The sequence below is a fragment of the Rhodococcus sp. SMB37 genome (assembly GCF_004345605.1).
In the GTDB taxonomy this organism is placed as follows: domain Bacteria; phylum Actinomycetota; class Actinomycetes; order Mycobacteriales; family Mycobacteriaceae; genus Rhodococcus.
Genome location: NZ_SLVY01000025.1, coordinates 37,616 through 55,267 on the forward strand (window position 1 = coordinate 37,616; position 17,652 = coordinate 55,267).

At 64.9% G+C, this 17,652-nt stretch carries 17 protein-coding genes; 5 read left to right on the top strand and 12 right to left on the bottom strand.

Going from position 1 to position 17,652, the window contains the following annotated elements; genetic code table 11:
• Positions 1-130: 130 nt before the first annotated feature.
• Entirely contained in the window at positions 131-298 is a 168-nt protein-coding gene (locus EV641_RS29580; protein WP_199233406.1) for a hypothetical protein, read from the top strand.
• Between the two features lie 31 nt (positions 299-329).
• Positions 330-1,835, top strand: a complete 1,506-nt coding sequence (locus tag EV641_RS27360) for a trehalose-6-phosphate synthase (protein ID WP_241997502.1) — start codon at positions 330-332, stop codon at positions 1,833-1,835.
• Positions 1,836-1,844: 9 nt separating this feature from the next.
• Here the strand turns inward: EV641_RS27360 and EV641_RS27365 are convergent, their stop codons facing one another.
• The 12 genes from EV641_RS27365 to EV641_RS27420 form a co-directional block, all read right to left on the bottom strand.
• A complete protein-coding gene (locus EV641_RS27365) occupies positions 1,845-2,318 on the bottom strand; it encodes a twin-arginine translocation pathway signal (protein ID WP_241997507.1) in 474 nt (157 codons plus the stop codon).
• A gap of 113 nt (positions 2,319-2,431) precedes the next feature.
• A complete protein-coding gene (locus EV641_RS27370) occupies positions 2,432-3,049 on the bottom strand; it encodes a hypothetical protein (RefSeq protein WP_241997503.1) in 618 nt (205 codons plus the stop codon).
• Positions 3,049-4,464, bottom strand: coding sequence for an MlaD family protein (locus EV641_RS27375; protein ID WP_132476403.1), 1,416 nt, complete (start codon positions 4,462-4,464; stop codon positions 3,049-3,051). Before EV641_RS27375 ends, EV641_RS27370 begins: the two co-directional genes overlap by 1 nt.
• Positions 4,461-5,672: an MCE family protein gene (locus tag EV641_RS27380; protein WP_241997508.1), complete on the bottom strand. Its 1,212-nt coding sequence runs from the start codon at positions 5,670-5,672 to the stop codon at positions 4,461-4,463. Before EV641_RS27380 ends, EV641_RS27375 begins: the two co-directional genes overlap by 4 nt.
• Before the next feature lie 2 nt (positions 5,673-5,674).
• Positions 5,675-7,003, bottom strand: a complete 1,329-nt coding sequence (locus tag EV641_RS27385; protein WP_132476409.1) for an MCE family protein — start codon at positions 7,001-7,003, stop codon at positions 5,675-5,677.
• The gene (locus tag EV641_RS27390) at positions 7,000-8,058 is read right to left on the bottom strand and encodes an MCE family protein (protein WP_132476412.1); all 1,059 of its coding nucleotides are present in this window, start codon (positions 8,056-8,058) and stop codon (positions 7,000-7,002) included. Before EV641_RS27390 ends, EV641_RS27385 begins: the two co-directional genes overlap by 4 nt.
• Entirely contained in the window at positions 8,055-9,074 is a 1,020-nt protein-coding gene (locus EV641_RS27395) for an MCE family protein (protein WP_054714143.1), read from the bottom strand. The genes EV641_RS27390 and EV641_RS27395 overlap by 4 nt, the downstream gene beginning before the upstream one ends.
• Positions 9,075-9,076: 2 nt before the next feature.
• A complete protein-coding gene (locus EV641_RS27400; RefSeq protein WP_132476415.1) occupies positions 9,077-10,255 on the bottom strand; it encodes an MCE family protein in 1,179 nt (392 codons plus the stop codon).
• Between the two features lie 7 nt (positions 10,256-10,262).
• Positions 10,263-11,111 (bottom strand): ABC transporter permease, encoded by an 849-nt coding sequence (locus EV641_RS27405; RefSeq protein WP_132476418.1) that lies wholly within the window; start codon positions 11,109-11,111, stop codon positions 10,263-10,265.
• A gap of 13 nt (positions 11,112-11,124) precedes the next feature.
• Positions 11,125-11,889 (bottom strand): ABC transporter permease, encoded by a 765-nt coding sequence (locus EV641_RS27410; protein ID WP_132476421.1) that lies wholly within the window; start codon positions 11,887-11,889, stop codon positions 11,125-11,127.
• Positions 11,890-12,349: 460 nt separating this feature from the next.
• Positions 12,350-13,267 (bottom strand): 3-oxoacyl-ACP reductase, encoded by a 918-nt coding sequence (locus EV641_RS27415; protein ID WP_132476423.1) that lies wholly within the window; start codon positions 13,265-13,267, stop codon positions 12,350-12,352.
• 140 nt (positions 13,268-13,407) lie between these two features.
• Complete coding sequence (locus EV641_RS27420; RefSeq protein ID WP_054714149.1) at positions 13,408-13,596, bottom strand: ferredoxin; 189 nt, start codon at positions 13,594-13,596, stop codon at positions 13,408-13,410.
• A gap of 106 nt (positions 13,597-13,702) precedes the next feature.
• Here EV641_RS27420 and EV641_RS27425 point away from each other — a divergent pair, with 106 nt between their 5' ends.
• The 3 genes from EV641_RS27425 to EV641_RS27435 are packed head-to-tail and all read left to right on the top strand — an operon-like array spanning position 13,703 to position 17,652.
• The gene (locus EV641_RS27425) at positions 13,703-14,881 is read left to right on the top strand and encodes an acyl-CoA dehydrogenase family protein (RefSeq protein ID WP_132476426.1); all 1,179 of its coding nucleotides are present in this window, start codon (positions 13,703-13,705) and stop codon (positions 14,879-14,881) included.
• Positions 14,882-14,895: 14 nt separating this feature from the next.
• On the top strand, positions 14,896-16,011 hold the full coding sequence (locus EV641_RS27430; RefSeq protein WP_132476429.1) for an acyl-CoA dehydrogenase family protein: 1,116 nt from the start codon (positions 14,896-14,898) through the stop codon (positions 16,009-16,011).
• A gap of 18 nt (positions 16,012-16,029) precedes the next feature.
• On the top strand, positions 16,030-17,652 hold the full coding sequence (locus EV641_RS27435; RefSeq protein ID WP_132476432.1) for a long-chain-fatty-acid--CoA ligase: 1,623 nt from the start codon (positions 16,030-16,032) through the stop codon (positions 17,650-17,652).

Below are 17,652 nucleotides of genomic sequence, written 5' to 3' on the forward strand. Positions count from 1 at the left end.
TGATGGCTCGTCGCCCCACGCCTCCACGCACCTGACTCGATCCAGCGCAAGGCGGGTGGCGTCGACGCGTCCGATTCTCATAGAGTCGGGTAGAGCGCCTGCTCACAGCAGTCACCCCGGGAGGACAATCATGGCCGCGGAACCCACGGCGAAAGACATCGTGGACGAGGATCTCGAACCCCTCGCCGACGAAACCGCACGCCAGGCGCAGCGCGTCGTCGCCGCATACGCCGAGGATGCGGACGAGTGCCGCATGCTCCTGTCGATGCTCGGCATCGGCCCGCTCGACAAGAACTGAACCAACGATCCGTAGGCGGAGAGGACACGATGTGACGACCGGCGAGGCGGACCCGCGCAAAGATTCCGACACGTTCACCGAATCGGACTTCGTGGTCGTCGCGAACCGCCTCCCGGTCGACCTCGAACGGCTCCCGGACGGCTCCACCCGCTGGAAGCGCAGTCCGGGTGGTCTCGTCACCGCGCTGGAGCCGATCCTGCGCAGTAACCGCGGCGCATGGGTGGGCTGGGCGGGTGTCGCGGATGCGGATATCGACCCGATCGTCGAAGACGACATGGTCCTGCATCCCGTGCCACTCAGCGCCGACGAGATCGCCGACTATTACGAAGGTTTCTCCAACGCGACCCTGTGGCCGCTATACCACGATGTCATCGTGCGCCCGGAGTATCGCCGTGAGTGGTGGAACTCCTACGTCGAGGTGAATCGGCGATTCGCCGAAGCAACGGCGAAGGCTTCCGCGCCCGGCGCGACGGTGTGGATCCAGGACTATCAGCTCCAGCTGGTCCCGAAGATGCTCCGCATGCTGCGGCCCGATCTCACCATCGGGTTCTTCCTCCACATCCCGTTCCCGCCGGTCGAACTGTTCATGCAGATGCCGTGGCGTACCGAGATCGTCGAAGGCCTTCTCGGCGCCGATCTCATCGGGTTCCACCTCGCGGGAGGCGCAACGAACTTCCTCTACCTCGCCCGCCGCCTCGCCGGACACCAAACGTCCCGCGGGACAGTCGGTGTGCGTTCCAAACTCGGTGTGGTGCAGGTCGGGTTCCGCACCGTCCGTGTGGGGGCCTTCCCGATCTCGATCGCATCCGGAGCGTTGGACGAGCAGTCCCGGAGCAGATCGATCCGTGCACGCGCCAGGGCCCTCCGTAAGGAGCTCGGCAACCCTGCGAAGATCCTGCTGGGCGTCGACCGGCTCGATTACACCAAGGGAATCGACCTCCGGCTCGATGCGCTTCGAGAACTTATCGCCGAAGGCCGCGTCGACCCGACCGATACCGTCATGGTGCAGCTCGCGACACCGAGCCGTGAACGAGTCGAATCCTACGTGCAGATGCGCGGCGAGATCGAGATGGTCGTCAGTCGCATCAACGGCGAGTACGCGGAAGTCGGCCGACCGGTAGTGCACTACATCCACCGCCCGGTCCCCCGCGAAGAGCTGATCGCGTTCTTCGTCGCAGCCGACGCGATGCTCGTGACTCCCCTGCGCGACGGAATGAACCTCGTCGCCAAGGAATACGTCGCGTGCCGCAGCGACCTGGGTGGAGCGCTCGTCCTCAGCGAATTCACCGGTGCCGCTGAGGAGCTGAAGCAGGCATACCAGTGCAACCCGCACGACCTCGAGGACGTCAAGGACAAGCTCGAGGCCGCGCTGACGCAAACTCGCGAGGAGGGCCGCAAGCGGATGCGAGCCCTTCGTCGCCAGGTTCTGACCCACGACGTGGATCGGTGGGCTCGTGCGTTCCTCGACGCTCTCGCGCACGAGGGCGCCGCCGGTCCCGCGCTGGTCGCCCCTGCGGAGACCGGCGAGCCGAACTGACCTCGCGTTCTAGATGGGAGTCAACCGGTTCACGAGCCAGCGCCCGTCCTGGTTTTCGAGTTCCACACGGACCCGGCTCCCACTGCTCACGGCTTCCGGGTTCTCGGAACTGGTGGTGATCTGGTTCAGGAACAGCAGCGTCACTGCGTGATCGGCGTCGGCCGACACCACCGACGATGCCTGCACACTCACCTGCACGCTGATCGACTTCTCTTTCGCTCCGGGCGCGATGATGTTCTGCATCAGGTTCATGTACTCGTCACGGAAGTCGCCGGTGAGTCCGTCGGCCGCAGCTGCGGTCTGCTCATCGACGTTGTCGAAATCGTAGGCGAGCATCGCAACGGCCTGTTCCTCGGCCGCGGCCACTGCCTCGGTCCTGGCCGACTCGGCGGCGGCGTCCTGGATCGTGCCGTACCCCAGCCATCCGACGAGGACCACGAACACCAGCACGACCACCCCGAGTGCACCTGCGATCAGCGGCAGTCGCGATGTCGACGACTCGGTGTCGCTCCCCGCCGGTGTGGTGTTCCCGGCATCCGTCTTGTTCTCGACATCCGTGTCGGCAGCTGTCACGGGTTCTTCCTTCCGATCATCGCTCACGGCACGAACTCCACCTTCGATGCCAGCAAACGGCCTTCCTCGTCACAGACCGTGACGCGGAGGCGGAAATCGCGGGGCTCCGGTTCCGATTGTTCTGCGTTGCTCACCATCGCGCGGGACGCGACCAGCGACGCAGTGCACGAACCGTCCTCGTTCTGGATGCCTGCCTCGAGCACTTCACCCGTGGTGGTGACGCCCGCCTGCTGCACGACCTCGACGAACGGCCCTTCACGACCTTCGAACTCGGCCTTGAAGTCGCCGGTTGCGCCCTCCATGAGTCGCTTGACGTCAGCATCGGCGGTGTCGGCCTGAATGTTGGTCAGATTCAGCACGGTCTGTCGCGCAGCCTGCAGATACTCTTCGCGACGGTCGTTGCGGTCGGCCGCGGACTGTCGTTCGAACAGCAACCACGCCCCCGCTGCGATGAGCCCGACGACCAGTACCGATGCGGCTACGGTCACGAGTCTCGCCCACCGAGGGGCCGCAACGGGGCCCGGACGCTTCTCGGACTCACTGTCATTGCTCTGCTCACCCGTGCTCGACCCGGCTTTGCTCAGGTCGACCTTGCGCGCATCGGCGCTGCCCGCTCCGGGGTTCTCGTTCTCGTCAGCCATCAGCCCTGTTGTGCCTTCATATAGGTTTCCAAACTCGTCCCATCTCCGAGGTCGGTGTGCCGGAACACAGTGCCGTCCGGTCCAAGGTACGTGCCCGTTTCCGGATCGATCCGGCGCGCAGTCACGCCGGCGGGCGCCGCATCGGCACCGCCCTCGGTGTACGACGCCGGCGTCGGCATGTCGTTCTCCGATTCGACCGGCGTGGGGGCACCGCGCCACGGGTTGTCCGAATAGCCCGGCGTGTAACCCGTACGGCACATCTCGGGGGTCGGTGCCCGCCGACCGGGGTACTCCATGCACGGTACATTCCGTGCTCCACGCACCGCGTTCGGATCCGATTGCGGCAGTTGGCAGAAGATGTTGTCGGGTGTCTCCACCATCGATGTATCCGCCGGGCTGCGCCACTGGTCGGGCGGCACGAAACCGGATAGGCACGGCGGCGGGTCGTGCAACTGCAGATGGAAGTCGACCACCGCACCGTCTTCTGCCGGTCCGCCGCCGGCAGCTGTGACCAGGGCGGTCGTCATCGGTGGGTACAGCACCAGGATCTGTTCGATACCCGCGTTGTAGATGACCCCGACTTCACCGACGCTCACCAGGTTGGCGAGGAGCAGAGGCAAAGTCGGACGCAGATCCTGCAGAAGGGTTTCCGCCTCGGCAGCAGCCGCGGGTCCCTTCTCCATGAGTGCCCGCAGATCCGGATCACTCTCGCGGAGCCGATCGGTGAAGGTCACCATGTCGCGGGTCCACGATCGGATCGACTCGCTGGTGACCACCTGAGTGTCCAGGAGGGGCCCGATTTCGTCCAGGAGCCTACGTGTTTCGCCGGAGTTCGCCGATGCCTCCTGCACGAACAGGCGCGTCGAGTCGATCAGCTGCTGCAGTTCCGGACCCGTCCCGTTGAACGCATCGAATGCCTCGTCGACGACGGTCTGCAACCGTGTGTCGGAGATACTCGCGAGCAGGACATCCGCCTGATCGAGCAGTGCACCGACCTCCTGAGGCACCGTCGTGCGATCGAGGGGAATCACATCGCCGTCGCCGAGGTGCTCGTCTGCCGACCCATTCTCGTGCGGCACGAGATCGACGTACTGTTCACCGACCGCAGACACGCTGCGCACCGCAGCCTCGACGTCGGCGGGAATCTTCTGGCCGGAATCGATGGACAGCACCGCGTCGACGCCCACCGGCGACAACGTCACGCTCTTGACGGTGCCGACGGTGTTCCCGCGGTACGTCACGTTCGAATGCGGATAGAGACCACCGGTCGATGCCAATTCGACGGTGACGTTGTACTGACCGATACCCACCAGCTGTGGAAGGCGCACGTACATCAGCGACATCACCACGAGCCCGATCACGGTGAGTACTGCGAAGATCGAGAGCTGGATGCGGACGAACCTGGTGAGCATCATGGCGCTGGTACCTCCCACGGCAGACCCGGGATCTTGATCTCGCCGATACCCGGGATCGTCACTGTTCCCTCCGGTCCCTGCGGCGCCGCGGGCGGCGGTGCCAGCGGCGCCTGGAAGGGGTCGACCGCCTGCGCCGCGAGACCGGCATCCGTACCGAGGATGCCTTCGGGGCCCGCCAGTCGCCCGGCCAGTGGAGTTCCGGTCAGGAAGTTCAGGTCGAGCCGATCGAGTGTCAGGTCGATCGTCATCGCGAGATTTGCATAGTCACCCCGGATGACCTGGTCGATCCCCGCCTGCGGGAACGGGTAGGTCAGCAGCACACCGAGTACCTCGGTCAATGCGCTGCCCGAGTCGGCGAGCGCGCGCAGCGTCGGAGACAATGCCTGCAGGTTCGTCTTCAGATCGTCGCCGCTGTTCTCGACGAGCCGGCTCGCAACGGTACTCATCTCTCCCAGCGAGGTCACGGCCGACGTGAGATTCTGGCGCTGATCGGCGAGCACCTCGAGAGCCGGGGGCAATTCCTCCAACGCCCGTACGAGCGTCTCGTTCTGATTGTTGACCGTGGACGCGAGTCGATCCATCCCCTCGAGCGCCGACACGATGTCCTCACGTTGGGTGTCGAGAGTGGAGACGAGCTCGTCGAGACGCGGCAGCAGATCGCGAATCGAACCCTCCCGGCCGACGAGGGCCGCGTTGAGCTCGGTGGTGATGTCGTTGATCTGGGCGAGGCCGCCACCATTGAGCACGACCGACAGTGAGGACAGGGTCTGTTCCGTCGTGGGATACGCACCCGCGCGCTCGATCGGGATGATGTCCCCCGGTTCGAGCCGGCCTTCGGGAGGTTCGGTGGTCGGTGCCGCGAGTTCGAGATGTTGCGACCCGAGAAGCGACGTCTGCCCGATGCGGGCGGTCGCGTTGGCGGGCAACGCGACGTAACCCTCGAGCGACACCGTCACCAGTGCATGCCAGTTCTCGACCTCGATGTTCTCGATGGAACCGACCGTCACGTCGTCGATCCGGACGGGCGAATTCTGTGTCAATGTAGTGACATTCGGCATCCGTATCTGAACCTGGTACGCGTCGTCGCCGCGTCCCGCAGCCCCGGGCATCGGGATGGAATTGAGCCCGTTCCACTCGCACCCGGTCAGCGTGGCAGCCGCGACCACCGTCGTTGCCGCTGCGACGAACCGCGCGGCTCTGCTCCGCATTCTCATCGTCCGCCTCCCGGCTGCAGCAAAGACCCCAGGTCGCCCGGAACGCTGATGCCGGGCATCCCCTGGATCAGCCCGTCCAGCGGCGATGCCGGCATCGCGGGCTGCTCCGGAGCGGTTCCGCGCCCGGCCGACGTCTCTGCGAGCCACGGCTCGGAGTACTCGATCTGGTCGGGGAACGCCTGGACACCGGCCAGTGGATTGGAGAGCACCGGAAGGTAATTGGCCTGGATCGACGACAGGACCGGACCGAGTTGCTGTCGGCACAGTTCCTCACTGCGCTCGGATGTCGCATTCGCAGCGGCACCCACGGATCCACACATCCACTCGATCGGGTTGGCAGCGTTGTTGATCGCGAGGGCACCTGTGAGCGAGCCCTGGGCGGGCTTGTAGATGTTGTAGAAGTTCGACAGCGCGGTCGGGCCGGAATGCAGCACCCGTTCGATCTCGGGACGCTTACGGGCGAGCACCTCGGTCGCGTCGGCCAACCGCTGCACCGATTCGGTGAGGCCCGCACGGTTGTCCTGTACGAACCGCTGTACATCTCCGACCGCCACATTGAGGTCGGTGAGCGAGACACCCAGTTGATCGGAGCTTTCGGCGAGAACATTCGACACGGATGCCAAGCGGCCACCGAACTGCACGATCTGCTCGTTGCTCTGCGAAAGCACCGACACGAAGGTCTGCAGGTTGCGGACGGTGCCGAACAGATCGGTCCGCCCTTCCGACAGCGTGTTCATGGTGTCGGAGAGTTCCCGAAGTGTGCTGTTGATGGTCGCGCCGTTGCCGTCGAGATTCTCCGCGGCGGTGTCGATGAACCGCCCGAGGGAACCCTGCGGATCGAGTTCTTCAGGCCCGAGTGCTTCCGACAGGCGCATCAACTCGGCCTTGATCTCATCCCATTCGACGGGAGATGCGGTGTGCTCCACGGGTATCGTCGCGTCATCGGCAATCTCCTCTCCGCCGGAGTAGACCGGCGTGAGCTGAACGAACCGCGCCGACACGAGGCTCTGGGCGATGATCACGGCCTTGGCGTCTGCAGGCACATCGACAGAATTGTCGACCTGCATGGTCACGCGCACGACCTCGTCGCCTGGGTCGATGTCGGTGATCTTCCCGACGGACACACCCAGGACCCGCACGTCGTCGCCCTCGTACAGGCCACTCGTGGAGAGGAATTCGGCATGGATCGTACGTTTTCCCAGGCCGGAGAACACCGCGAGCCCGACGGCGACAAGCGCGATGATCACAACGCCGGCGATCGCAGGCAGCAGCCAGGTCGGGCGGCCTCGGGCCGCGCTTTCGGTAGATGTGGTGTGGGCGTTCATTCGCCATCCCTCGTGATCGACGGCGGGTCCTTCGGAATTATGTCCTGCAGATCCTGCGGAAGAAGGTCGGGTGCCAATTGACTGTCCACAATGGCCTTCCACCACGGCGCCGGGAGGATGTTCGACACGTAGGCATTGAAGAACGGTCCGCTCGCGACGGATTCGCCGAGGGCACTGATGTAGGGTCCGAGCCCGTCGAGTGCACCGGCGATGTTCTCCTTGTTGGCCTGCAGGTTCTCAGTGACCCTGTTGAGTACCTCGAGTGTCGGGCCCATCTGCGCCTGGTTGTCCTGGACGAGGCCGGTCAGCTCCCGCGACACCGCCGAGATGTTCGCGATGAGTTGGGTGATGGCGTCGCGTCGGAGGCTCAGCTCACCGAAGAGCGAGTTCGCGTCGACGATCAGTTCGTTGACCTGGTCGCTGCGCTCGGCCAGGATGCCGGTGACGCCCTCGGCGCGTTCGAGGAGTTGCGACAGCGATTCGTCGCGCGCGTTGATCGACTGCGACAGGCGGGTCATGCCGTCGAGGGCACCGCGGATCTCGGGCGGTGTGTCCTGCAGCGAATCCGACAGCGCTTCGAGCGATTCGTTGATCTGTTCGGTGTCGAGTTCGGACGTGGTGGTCGTGAGGTCGCCGAGAGCGTCGGTCAGCGAATACGGCGAGTTGGTGCGGTCGAGGGCGATCACCGACCCCGGCCGCATCACCCCCTGCCCACCAGGGCGGACGGCGAGGGACTTTGCACCGAGCACGGTGTTGGTCTTGATGTCTGCACCGGTGGCGTCGCCGAGGCCGATCCCGTCGCGGATGGAGAAGGTCACCAGCACGGCATCACCGTCGAGGGCGACGTCGGTGACGGATCCGACGTCGACTCCGGAGAGGGTGACGTCGTCACCGGGTATGAGACCGCCGGCGTCTGCGAACCGCGCCGAGTAGGTCAGTCCACCGGAAAGAAACTGCAGTTGGTCGTATTGCAGGCCTGCCACGACGATCGCGACGGACACCGCAAGTCCCACAGCGCCGATCCGGAGGGTGTCGGGTTCTCGGATTCCACTCATTCGAGGATCGCGCACCTTCCGGTCGTCTGTGCGGCGGACGTGAATCGGATGGTCGTTCCGTCCGGACCCGACACCTTGAAGGTGTTGGCACACAGGAAGAATTGGAAGAAGTTTCCGTACGCACCGACTCGGATGAGCTTCTTGTAGTCCGACGGCAACCGTTCGAGGGTGGCGTTGATGTCGTCCTCTCCGAGGTCCAGTTGTGTCATGGTGCGGTTGGTTTCGGCGATCACCGACTGCAGATCGGGCCGCGTGTTCTGCAGCAGCGAGGCGAGATCCGCCGTGCCGGCGGCGATCTGCGGGATGGCGGCGCCGATCGGGTCTCGGTCCTCGGCGAGCCCACCGACGAGGGCATGTAGCTGATCGATCGTCTCGGTGAACTCGCGATCGTGGTCGTCGATGGTCCCGAGGACACCGTTGAGATTGTCGATGACGTCCCCGATCAACTGATCGCGGTCGGCAATCGAGTTGGTGAACGAGTTCGTGGAGCCGAGCAACGACACCAATGTGTCGCCCTGCCCCTGGAAGACCTGCAACAACGCACCCGAGAGATCGTTGATCTGCTTCGAATCGAGGCCCTTGAGCAGAGGCTTGAACCCTCCGAGCAGAAGGTCGAGGTCGAGAGCGGGCTCGGTCTGTTCGACGGGGATGGTGCCACCTGCGCCGAGAATATCGATGCTGCCCGGCCCTTCGAGGAGTTCGAGGTAGCGGTCGCCGACCAGATTCTCGTAGCGCACGGTCGCGCGGGTACTCGCGAACAGTGTGTGATGGGAGTCGACGTCGAAATCGACTTCAGCGTGGTTGCCGTCTCCGATGTCGATGCCCGTGACCGATCCGACCTGGACTCCTGCGATTCGCACCTTGTCGCCCTTTTCGAGCCCCGATGCGTCGGTGAATGTGGCGTGATAGTCCTCGGTTCCGGTGAAACGCGCCTGACTGAACACCACTGCGAGCCCCGCGAAGACGAGCACCATGACGAGCGCGAAGATCGAGAACTTGATCGTGGAGTCTCTCATGGTCACTGCCCCGCCGGAAGGTAGTCGCCGAACAGGAAACCGAAGATCGTCGGGTACCGGATCCACGCCTCGGTCGCCGGCTTGTACGGAACGGTCGCGGTGTCGGTCACCACGAACGAAGCATTACCGTCGCGTACCGGATCGAAATTCGGCAGACCGTGACAGTTGGGGCCGCCCGACGCACCGACCACCGGAAGGTCCTCCTCGTGGTTGTAGGGGGTCGCTCCGCCCATGAAGCTGGTGCTGAGCATGAGGGCCGGGTACTTCCCGGTGCCCGCCATCGGTTCGAATGCGACGCGAGCATCGTTGAGACCGACGATCAAGCACGTGAGTTCGGGCGAGTACTCACTGAGCAATGTGGTCGTGTCGGTCAGATGATCGAGCGCCGTGGTGAGCTGAGCTTCGTTCTGCCCCAGCACGTCCCGACCGGTGTTGGCCAGCCCGGTGAGATTCATCAGCAGCAGGTCGAGTTGTTCCTGCTCGTCGACGATGGTGTTGCCCACATCCGTCGCATTCCCGATCGTAGTCATGAGATCCGGCGCGACATCGGCATACAGCTGCGCGACGGTCGCTCCGACCTCGAGATCGTATTCCAGCTGCGGCAGCGACGGGTTCATCTCGGCGAGGTAGTCATCCGCCTCGACCAGAGTGGCGCCCAGTTCGTCACCGCGCCCGTTGAGCGCTTCGGACAGTGCTCCGAGAGTCGCATTGAGTTTCTCCGGCTGGATCTGCGCCAGCACATCGGAGAGGTGTTCGAAGACCGTGTTGAATTCGACGGTGACGCTCTCTGCCGCGATCACCGCGCCCTCGTGCAACGGAATGGACGACGGATCGTCGGGGACGATGATGTTCACGAACTTCGCGCCGAAGACCGTGGTCGATTCGATCGCGACCTGCGCGTTCGACGGGATGAGGTCCATCTGCCCCGGCTGCATCGCGAGTTCGAGGACGGCGCCGTCGGGGCTGTGCTCGATCGACGCGACCCGGCCCACCTCGACGCCGCGCAATTTCACCTTGGCGTCGGTGTCCATCACCAGACCGGATCGGGCCGAGGTGACGGTGATCGGTGTGGTCGACGTGAATCCACCGACGAACAGTGTCAGCGCCACAGCGATGATCGCCACCAGTCCGCCGACCAATCCGACGGCAGCAAGTTTCTTCTTCCACGAAGGGGTATCCATGCGCGCCCTATCCCGACAGGTTGAAGTTGCCGGAGGTGCCGTACACCGCAAGGGAAATCAAGAGGGTCACCGTCACGACAGCGATCAACGAGGCCCGCACCGCGTTACCGACCGCGACGCCGACGCCGACGGGGCCTCCACTCGCGTTGAATCCGTAGTAGGTGTGGATGAGCATCACCGCGACCGCCATCACGATGGCCTGCACGAACGACCACAGGATGTCGGTGGGTATGAGGAATGTCGAGAAGTAGTGGTCGTACACACCGGCCGACTGTCCGTAGAGGACGACGGTCGCGAACCTGCTGGCGATGAACGACGCGATGACCGCGAGCGAGTACAACGGGATGATCGAGATCATCCCGGCCATCACGCGGGTCGAGACGAGGTACGGGATGGACGGGATCGCCATGGTCTCGAGGGCGTCGATCTCTTCGGACACGCGCATCGCGCCGAGCTGCGCGGTGGAGCCCGCACCGATCGTCGCCGCCAGCCCGATACCGGCGATGGTCGGCGCCGCGATGCGCACGTTGATGAACGCGGCGAAGAAGCCCGTGAGCGCCTCGACCCCGATGTTGCCGAGCGAACTGAATCCCTGCACGGCGATGATGCCGCCGGTGAACAGGGTCAGGAAGCCGACGATCACCACGGTGCCGCCGATCACCGCGAGCGCGCCTGTGCCCATGCTGATCTCCGCGATCAACCGCACGGTTTCCTTCGGGTAGTGCATCACCGCGCGTGGCATGGAGCCGAGGGCGCGGGCGAAGAACAGTGCTTGCTCGCCGAGTTTGTCTATCGATTTCGACGTCTTGCCGAGTCGTCGCGCGGCTCTGGGGAACCGCCCTGTCATCAGTGCCATCGTGTGTCCCCCCTCATCCGCCGGTCAGCTTGATGCCGACGGCGGTGACGAGGAGGTTGACGACGAAGAGCGCCATGAAGGCGAACACCACCGTCTGGTTGACGGCGTCGCCGACGCTCTTCGCGCCGCCCCGCACGTTGAGACCGAGGTATGAGGCAACGAGTCCGGCGATCATGCCGAACAGGCCGGCCTTGACCTGGGAGATCATGAGTTCTCCGAATCCGGTGAGCAGCGTGATGCCGTTGATGAAGGCGCCCGGGTTCACGCCCTGGAAGAAGACCGAGAACCCGAAACCGCCGAGGATGCCGATGGTGCAGACGAGTCCGTTGAGCAGCAATGCGACGACGGTGGACGCGAGGACCCGCGGTACGACGAGGCGCTGGATCGGATTGATACCGAGCACCTTCATCGCGTCGATCTCCTCGCGGATGGTCCGCGCGGCCAGGTCTGCGCAGATTGCGGTCGCTCCGGCACCGGCGACAATGAGCACGGTGACCATGGGACCGACCTGAGTGACAGCACCCAGTGCCGCTCCTGCGCCGCTGAGGTCGGCGGCGCCGATCTCCCTCAGCAGGATGTTCAACGTGAAGCTGACGAGCACGGTGAAGGGAACCGCGACGAGGATGGTCGGCATCAGGGAGACCCTGGCGACGAACCATGCCTGGTCGATGAATTCGCGTCGCTGGAATGGGCGGACGAAGGCGGCGCGCGCGGTTTCGCCCGTCATGGCGAACAATCCGCCGACGGCGCGAAGGGGGACTTCGAAGAGGTCTACCACCGCACTCCCCCTTCGTTCACTGATTGGCCTGCACCACGCCACAACAGCAGCGATGCTGTGACCCGCGTCATATTAACTAGAACGTGTTCACGTGTCAAAGATGCACCGCTTCCACGGTTGAATTACCAGTTCGACTTACGAGAAGAACGTGATCGAGCCGAAGAATCCCAACCCTTCGTAAGGCCGTTTACGCTGGCACTTCGAGGGATAAACCGGACCGCCGCGGCACCGTCACCGACGGCGCACACAATTCGGTCACGACAGCGATAACTCCCGGCCCCGGAGGGGAAACTAGAACAGATTCTCATTTTATCCAGGCGTCGATGAATTCGATGCTCCCGATACCGGAGCCCGGCGGCGCCGACACCCGGATTGCACAGTAACCGACACCGCCGGTTGCAGTAAAACCCGATCCGGACGAGCGTCCGGATCGACCCTTGCTACGAAGCTTAGAGGTGAATCACAGGTCGAGAGCCGCTGATGCCGAGAACGTCCTGGCCGGGTCCCGGTCGGAGAAGTACCCGCCGAGCTCGGACGCGAGCGCGGCCGGGGTCCACTGCCCGACGGCATCGAAGCGCTGTTCGACGGTCGGCGCTGCCATCAGCGCAACCATCGGGCCGTAGACGATGAAGACCTGGCCGTTGACCTTCTCCGCCGCAGGTGAGGCCAGGTAGGACACCAACGATGCGACGTGGTCAGGAGAAAGAGGGTCGATCTCCCCGTCGGGTGCGTCGCCGAACACCGCTTCGGTCATCGCGGTCCGAGCCCGCGGGCAGATCGCATTGGCGCGGACGCCGTAGCGCGACAGGCCACGCGCCGCCGATACGGTGAGCGATGTGATCCCCGCCTTCGCAGCACCGTAGTTGGCCTGCCCCTCGGGACCGAGGAGCCCGGCTTCGGATGAGGTGTTCACGATCCGCGCGTACACGGGACCGCCGACCTCCTTCGACTTGCCGCGCCAGAAGGCGGCAGCGTTGCGGCAGAGGAGGAAGTGACCGCGCAGGTGCACCGACACGACGGTGTCCCATTCCTCGTCGGACATGTTCGGAAGCATCCGGTCGCGGACGACACCGGCGTTGTTCACCACGATGTCGAGCCCGCCGAATCGATCCACAGCGGTGGCGACCATGGCATCGGCGGTCTCCCGTTCGGCGACGCTGCCGGGCACGAACTCCGCGTCGACACCCAGCGCCCGGATCTGCGCGAGGGTGTCGTCCACCGCGTCACCGGGAGCGAGATCATTGACGATCACCCTCGCGCCCGCACGGGCGAGACCGAGTGCCTCGGCGCGTCCGAGCCCCGCACCGGCACCGGTCACCACCGCAACTTTGCCTTCGAGCGACACATCCTCGTCGCGACCGTTGCCGACAGCACTCATTCACGCACTCCCTTGCCAAGTCGGGCGGGCATCCGAGATGCCCTCACCCGTGGTCCACCCCGGGGATCCGAAGCCGCCCCGGAATCTAGAACTTGTTGCTGTTTATGACAAGACCCGGCGAACCCTCCGCCGGCTCGCCGCTACCGAACCTCGGACAGCGCCGCACGCGGGCACTGCGCGATCGCGTCGCGAACGAGATCCTCACTCCCTGCGGGAGTGGGGTGCACGACGATCAGTTCATCGTCGTCGTTCAGATCGAAGACCTCGGGTGCGATCCCCACGCACACACCATTGGCCTCACAGCGGTCGAAGTCGACCTCGACATCCATTTCCGGACCTCATTCCCTCGCCGTACGAGTCGTTCGAACTCACACTAGAACGCGTTACAATTCTGTGCAATGATTCGTCGGATCCTATGACGACGAAGGAGCGTTCGTGGACATCAACTACACCCCCGAGCAGCAACGGCTACGCGAGGAACTGCGCGAGTACTTCGCCGCCCTGATGACGGAAGAACGACGCGGGGCGCTCGCCGCCACGACCGGCGAGTACGGTTCGGGCAACGTGTACCGCGAGGTCGTCCAGCAGATGGGCAAGGACGGGTGGCTCACCCTCGGCTGGCCGGAAGAGTTCGGCGGCCAGAACCGTCCCGCGATGGATCAGCTCATCTTCAGCGACGAGGCTGCCATCGCCGGCGCGCCCGTTCCATTCCTGACGATCGATTCGGTCGCGCCGACGATCATGCACTACGGCACCGACGAGCAGAAGGCATACTTCCTCCCGCGCATCTCTGCCGGTGAACTCCACTTCTCCATCGGATACTCCGAACCGGAGGCAGGCACCGACCTCGCGTCGCTGCGCACCAGCGCCGTCCGCGACGGCGACGAGTGGGTGATCAACGGCCAGAAGATGTGGACGAGCCTGATCGCCTACGCCGATTACGTGTGGCTCGCCGTCCGCACCGATCCTGATGCCAAGAAGCACAGGGGAATCAGCATCCTCATCGTCCCCACCGACGCCGAGGGCTTCTCCTACACGCCCGTGCACACCATGGCCGGCCCGGACACGAGCGCCACCTACTACCAGGACGTCCGGGTTCCGGCCTCTGCACTGGTCGGCGAGGAGAACGGCGGCTGGGCCCTGATCACCAATCAGCTCAATCACGAACGGGTCGCGCTGACCTCCGCCGGTCCCATCCTCAGCGCACTGCGCGAAGTCCGGACCTGGGCCCAGCAGACGCAACTTCCCGACGGACGGCGCGTCATCGACCAGGAATGGGTCCAGATCAACCTGGCCCGCGTGTACGCCAAGGCCGAGTACCTCCAACTCATGAACTGGGACATCGCCTCCGGTACCGGACCACTCGGACCCGCGCCGGCCTCGGCCAACAAGGTCTTCGGGACGGAATTCGCCACCGAGGCCTACCGACTGCTCATGGAGATCCTCGGCCCCGCCGCGACGGTGCGGCAGAATTCGCCCGGCGCACTACTGCGCGGACGCATCGAACGGATGCATCGCAGTTCGCTCATTCTCACCTTCGGCGGCGGCACCAACGAAGTGCAACGCGACATCATCGCGATGACCGCACTCGGCCTGCCGCCTTCGAAGCGCTAGAAAGGACATCCGTCGTGGATTTCACTCTCACCGAAGCGCAGCAGGACCTCTCGGAACTCACGCGCAGCATCGTCACCGACATCGTCACCAACGAGCATCAGCGCAGCCTCGATGCCGCAGACGACCGCACCGACCACGTCCTGTGGGATGCACTTGCGTCGTCGGGCGTGCTCGGCGCGGCACTGCCTGATTCGGTCGGCGGCGACGGCTTCGGCCCGCTCGAACAGGCCAGCATCCTCATCGAACTAGGACGCGGCGCCGCGACAGTCCCCTATCTCACCTCGATCGTCGTATCCGCTTCCGCGATAGCGGAATTCGGGACAGAGGCACAGCGTGCGGAATGGGGTGAACCCGCCGGGTCCGGCGAGAAGATCCTGACTGCAGCGCTGGCGGAAGAGGTCAACGACGACCCACTGCACCCCACCACCTCGGCCACAGCGTCCGGGTCCGACCAGGTGCTGAACGGCACCAAGATCGTCGTCGAGTCCGGGCCCGCCGCCGACGGCTTCCTCGTGCCCGCCGCGACGGAGAACGGCGTCGCAGTGTTCCTGGTCCGCGCGGACGATCCCGGCGTGAGCGTCACTCCGCAGCAGACCACCGGTCTCGGTTCCACCGGCATCGTCACGCTGGACGGAGTCGTGCTCGGACCGGATCGCATTCTCGGTTCCGACGGCGCGGCCGTCGCCGCCTTGCTGCGCGACCGGCTGCTCCTCGGGTCGGCCGCCTACCAGTGCGGAGCCCTGGACCGAAGCCTCGAACTCACCGCCGACTACGCACGTGAGCGAGTCCAGTTCGATCGACCCATCGGCAGTTTCCAGGCCGTCGCGCAACGCCTCGCCGACGCGTACATCGACGTCAGAGGTGTTCGCCTGACGTCGTGGCAGGCGGCCTTCCGCATCGCCCAGGGCGACCCCCACGAGGAAGACCTGCGCACCGCCGCGTTCTGGGCGGCTGATGCAGGGCATCGGGTGGCACACACCGTCGTGCACGTCCACGGTGGGGTCGGTCTCGACCAGGACCATCCCGTTCATCGGTACTTCCTCGTTGCGAAGCATCACGAATTCCTGCTGGGATCCGCCACGACGCAGTTGCGTGCACTCGGCCGGGAACTCGCCGGCACTCCTGCCTGACGTTCGGAGGCTGTCACGATGATCGACACCGTTGCCGCTCTACTCGGCCGACTGACCGAGGTCGACGACCGCGGCATGCGGTTCGAGGATGCCTTCGTCTCGTGGAGCGAGCACGTCGCACTCTCCCACGATCGGGCAGCACTGCTGCGCGACATTCTCGATTCGTCGCGTCCGCCGCACGTCGGCGTGCTTCTCGACAACGTGCCGGAGTTCTCGCTCCTGCTCGGCGCTGCCGCTTTCTCGGGATCCGTGGTGGCGGGCCTGAACACCACCCGGCGAGGAGAGGCCCTCGCCCGCGACATCCTGCTCGCTGATTGTCAGGTGGTGTTCACCGAGACCACGCACATCGGACTTCTGGACGGGCTCGACCTTGCCGGTGTACGTGTGATCGATATCGATTCCGACGAGTGGCGCGCGACGATCTCCCCGTACGCCGGCTCCGAACAGATCGTCGACGCCACCGAACCGGACGACCTCTTCATGCTGATCTTCACCTCCGGTACCAGCGGCGATCCGAAGGCCGTGCGGTGTACTCACGCGAAGGTCACCGGACCTGGGAGCATGCTGGCCGAGAGGTTCGGGCTGGGTCCGGCCGACACCGTCTATCTCTCGATGCCGATGTTCCATTCGAACGCGGTGATGGCCGGGTGGGGTGTCGCCTTGGCCGCCGAGAGCTCGATCGCGCTGCGTCGCCGGTTCTCGGCGTCGGGATTCCTTACCGACCTGCGCAAGTACTCGGTGACATACGCGAACTACGTGGGTAAACCGTTGTCGTACATCGTGGCGACACCCGAGCTCCCCGACGACGCGGACAATCCGCTGCGGATCATGTATGGCAACGAGGGCAGCGCCCCCGCGGTCGCCGAGTTCTCCCGCCGCTTCGATGCGGTCGTGGTGGACGGCTTCGGGTCCACCGAAGGCGGTGTGTCGATCGCCGCGACACCCGGTGCACCGCCCGGAGCGCTGGGCCGGCTTCCCGGCAATGTCGTGATCCTCGATCCCGAGACCGCGCTGGAATGCCCGGCGGCGGAGTTCGACGCGGACGGCCGCATCGTCAACGCCGACGAGGCCACCGGAGAGCTCGTCAACAACGAAGGCGCCGGTGCGTTCTCCGGCTACTACAAGAACCCGCAGGCAGATGCCGAACGAATCCGCGACGGCAAGTACCACAGCGGCGACCTCGCATATCAGGATGCCGACGGCTTCGTGTACTTCGCGGGCCGCAGTTCCGGATGGTTGCGCGTCGATGGGGAGAATCTCGGCGCAGCTCCCATCGAACGCGCGCTGGTGCGTTATCCGGGCTTCGCGCAGGTGACGGTCTACGGCGTACCCGATCGATACGTGGGCGACCGGGTCATGGCCGCGGTCGTTCCCGCCGCGGACGCCGAGTTCGACCCGACCGCCTTCTCCGAATTCCTCGATGCTCAGGCCGATCTCGGACCCAAGCAACTCCCGACTTTCATCAGGGTGGCGCGAAGTCTCCCCCGTACCGCAACGTTCAAGATACTCACACGCTCGCTCGCCGCCGAGCGGTGGAATTGCACGGATCCGGTCTGGGTCCGCGAGCGCCACGAGAGCGAGTTTCGTTTGTTGACACCCGAGCTGACCCGGTCCATGGAACCACACCCGGCGCACACCTGA

Excerpts from the sequence above, each read along its gene's own strand:
- EV641_RS27400 (WP_132476415.1), bottom strand. The coding sequence starts at position 10,255 with ATGGATACCCCTTCGTGGAAGAAGAAACTTGCTGCCGTCGGATTGGTC.
- EV641_RS27370 (WP_241997503.1), bottom strand. The coding sequence starts at position 3,049 with ATGGCTGACGAGAACGAGAACCCCGGAGCGGGCAGCGCCGATGCGCGC.
- EV641_RS27405 (WP_132476418.1), bottom strand. The coding sequence starts at position 11,111 with ATGGCACTGATGACAGGGCGGTTCCCCAGAGCCGCGCGACGACTCGGC.
- EV641_RS27415 (WP_132476423.1), bottom strand. The coding sequence starts at position 13,267 with ATGAGTGCTGTCGGCAACGGTCGCGACGAGGATGTGTCGCTCGAAGGC.
- EV641_RS27395 (WP_054714143.1), bottom strand. The coding sequence starts at position 9,074 with ATGAGAGACTCCACGATCAAGTTCTCGATCTTCGCGCTCGTCATGGTG.
- EV641_RS27420 (WP_054714149.1), bottom strand. The coding sequence starts at position 13,596 with ATGGATGTCGAGGTCGACTTCGACCGCTGTGAGGCCAATGGTGTGTGC.
- EV641_RS27375 (WP_132476403.1), bottom strand. The coding sequence starts at position 4,464 with ATGATGCTCACCAGGTTCGTCCGCATCCAGCTCTCGATCTTCGCAGTA.
- EV641_RS27390 (WP_132476412.1), bottom strand. The coding sequence starts at position 8,058 with ATGAGTGGAATCCGAGAACCCGACACCCTCCGGATCGGCGCTGTGGGA.
- EV641_RS27385 (WP_132476409.1), bottom strand. The coding sequence starts at position 7,003 with ATGAACGCCCACACCACATCTACCGAAAGCGCGGCCCGAGGCCGCCCG.
- EV641_RS29580 (WP_199233406.1), top strand. The coding sequence starts at position 131 with ATGGCCGCGGAACCCACGGCGAAAGACATCGTGGACGAGGATCTCGAA.
- EV641_RS27435 (WP_132476432.1), top strand. The coding sequence starts at position 16,030 with ATGATCGACACCGTTGCCGCTCTACTCGGCCGACTGACCGAGGTCGAC.
- EV641_RS27380 (WP_241997508.1), bottom strand. The coding sequence starts at position 5,672 with ATGCGGAGCAGAGCCGCGCGGTTCGTCGCAGCGGCAACGACGGTGGTC.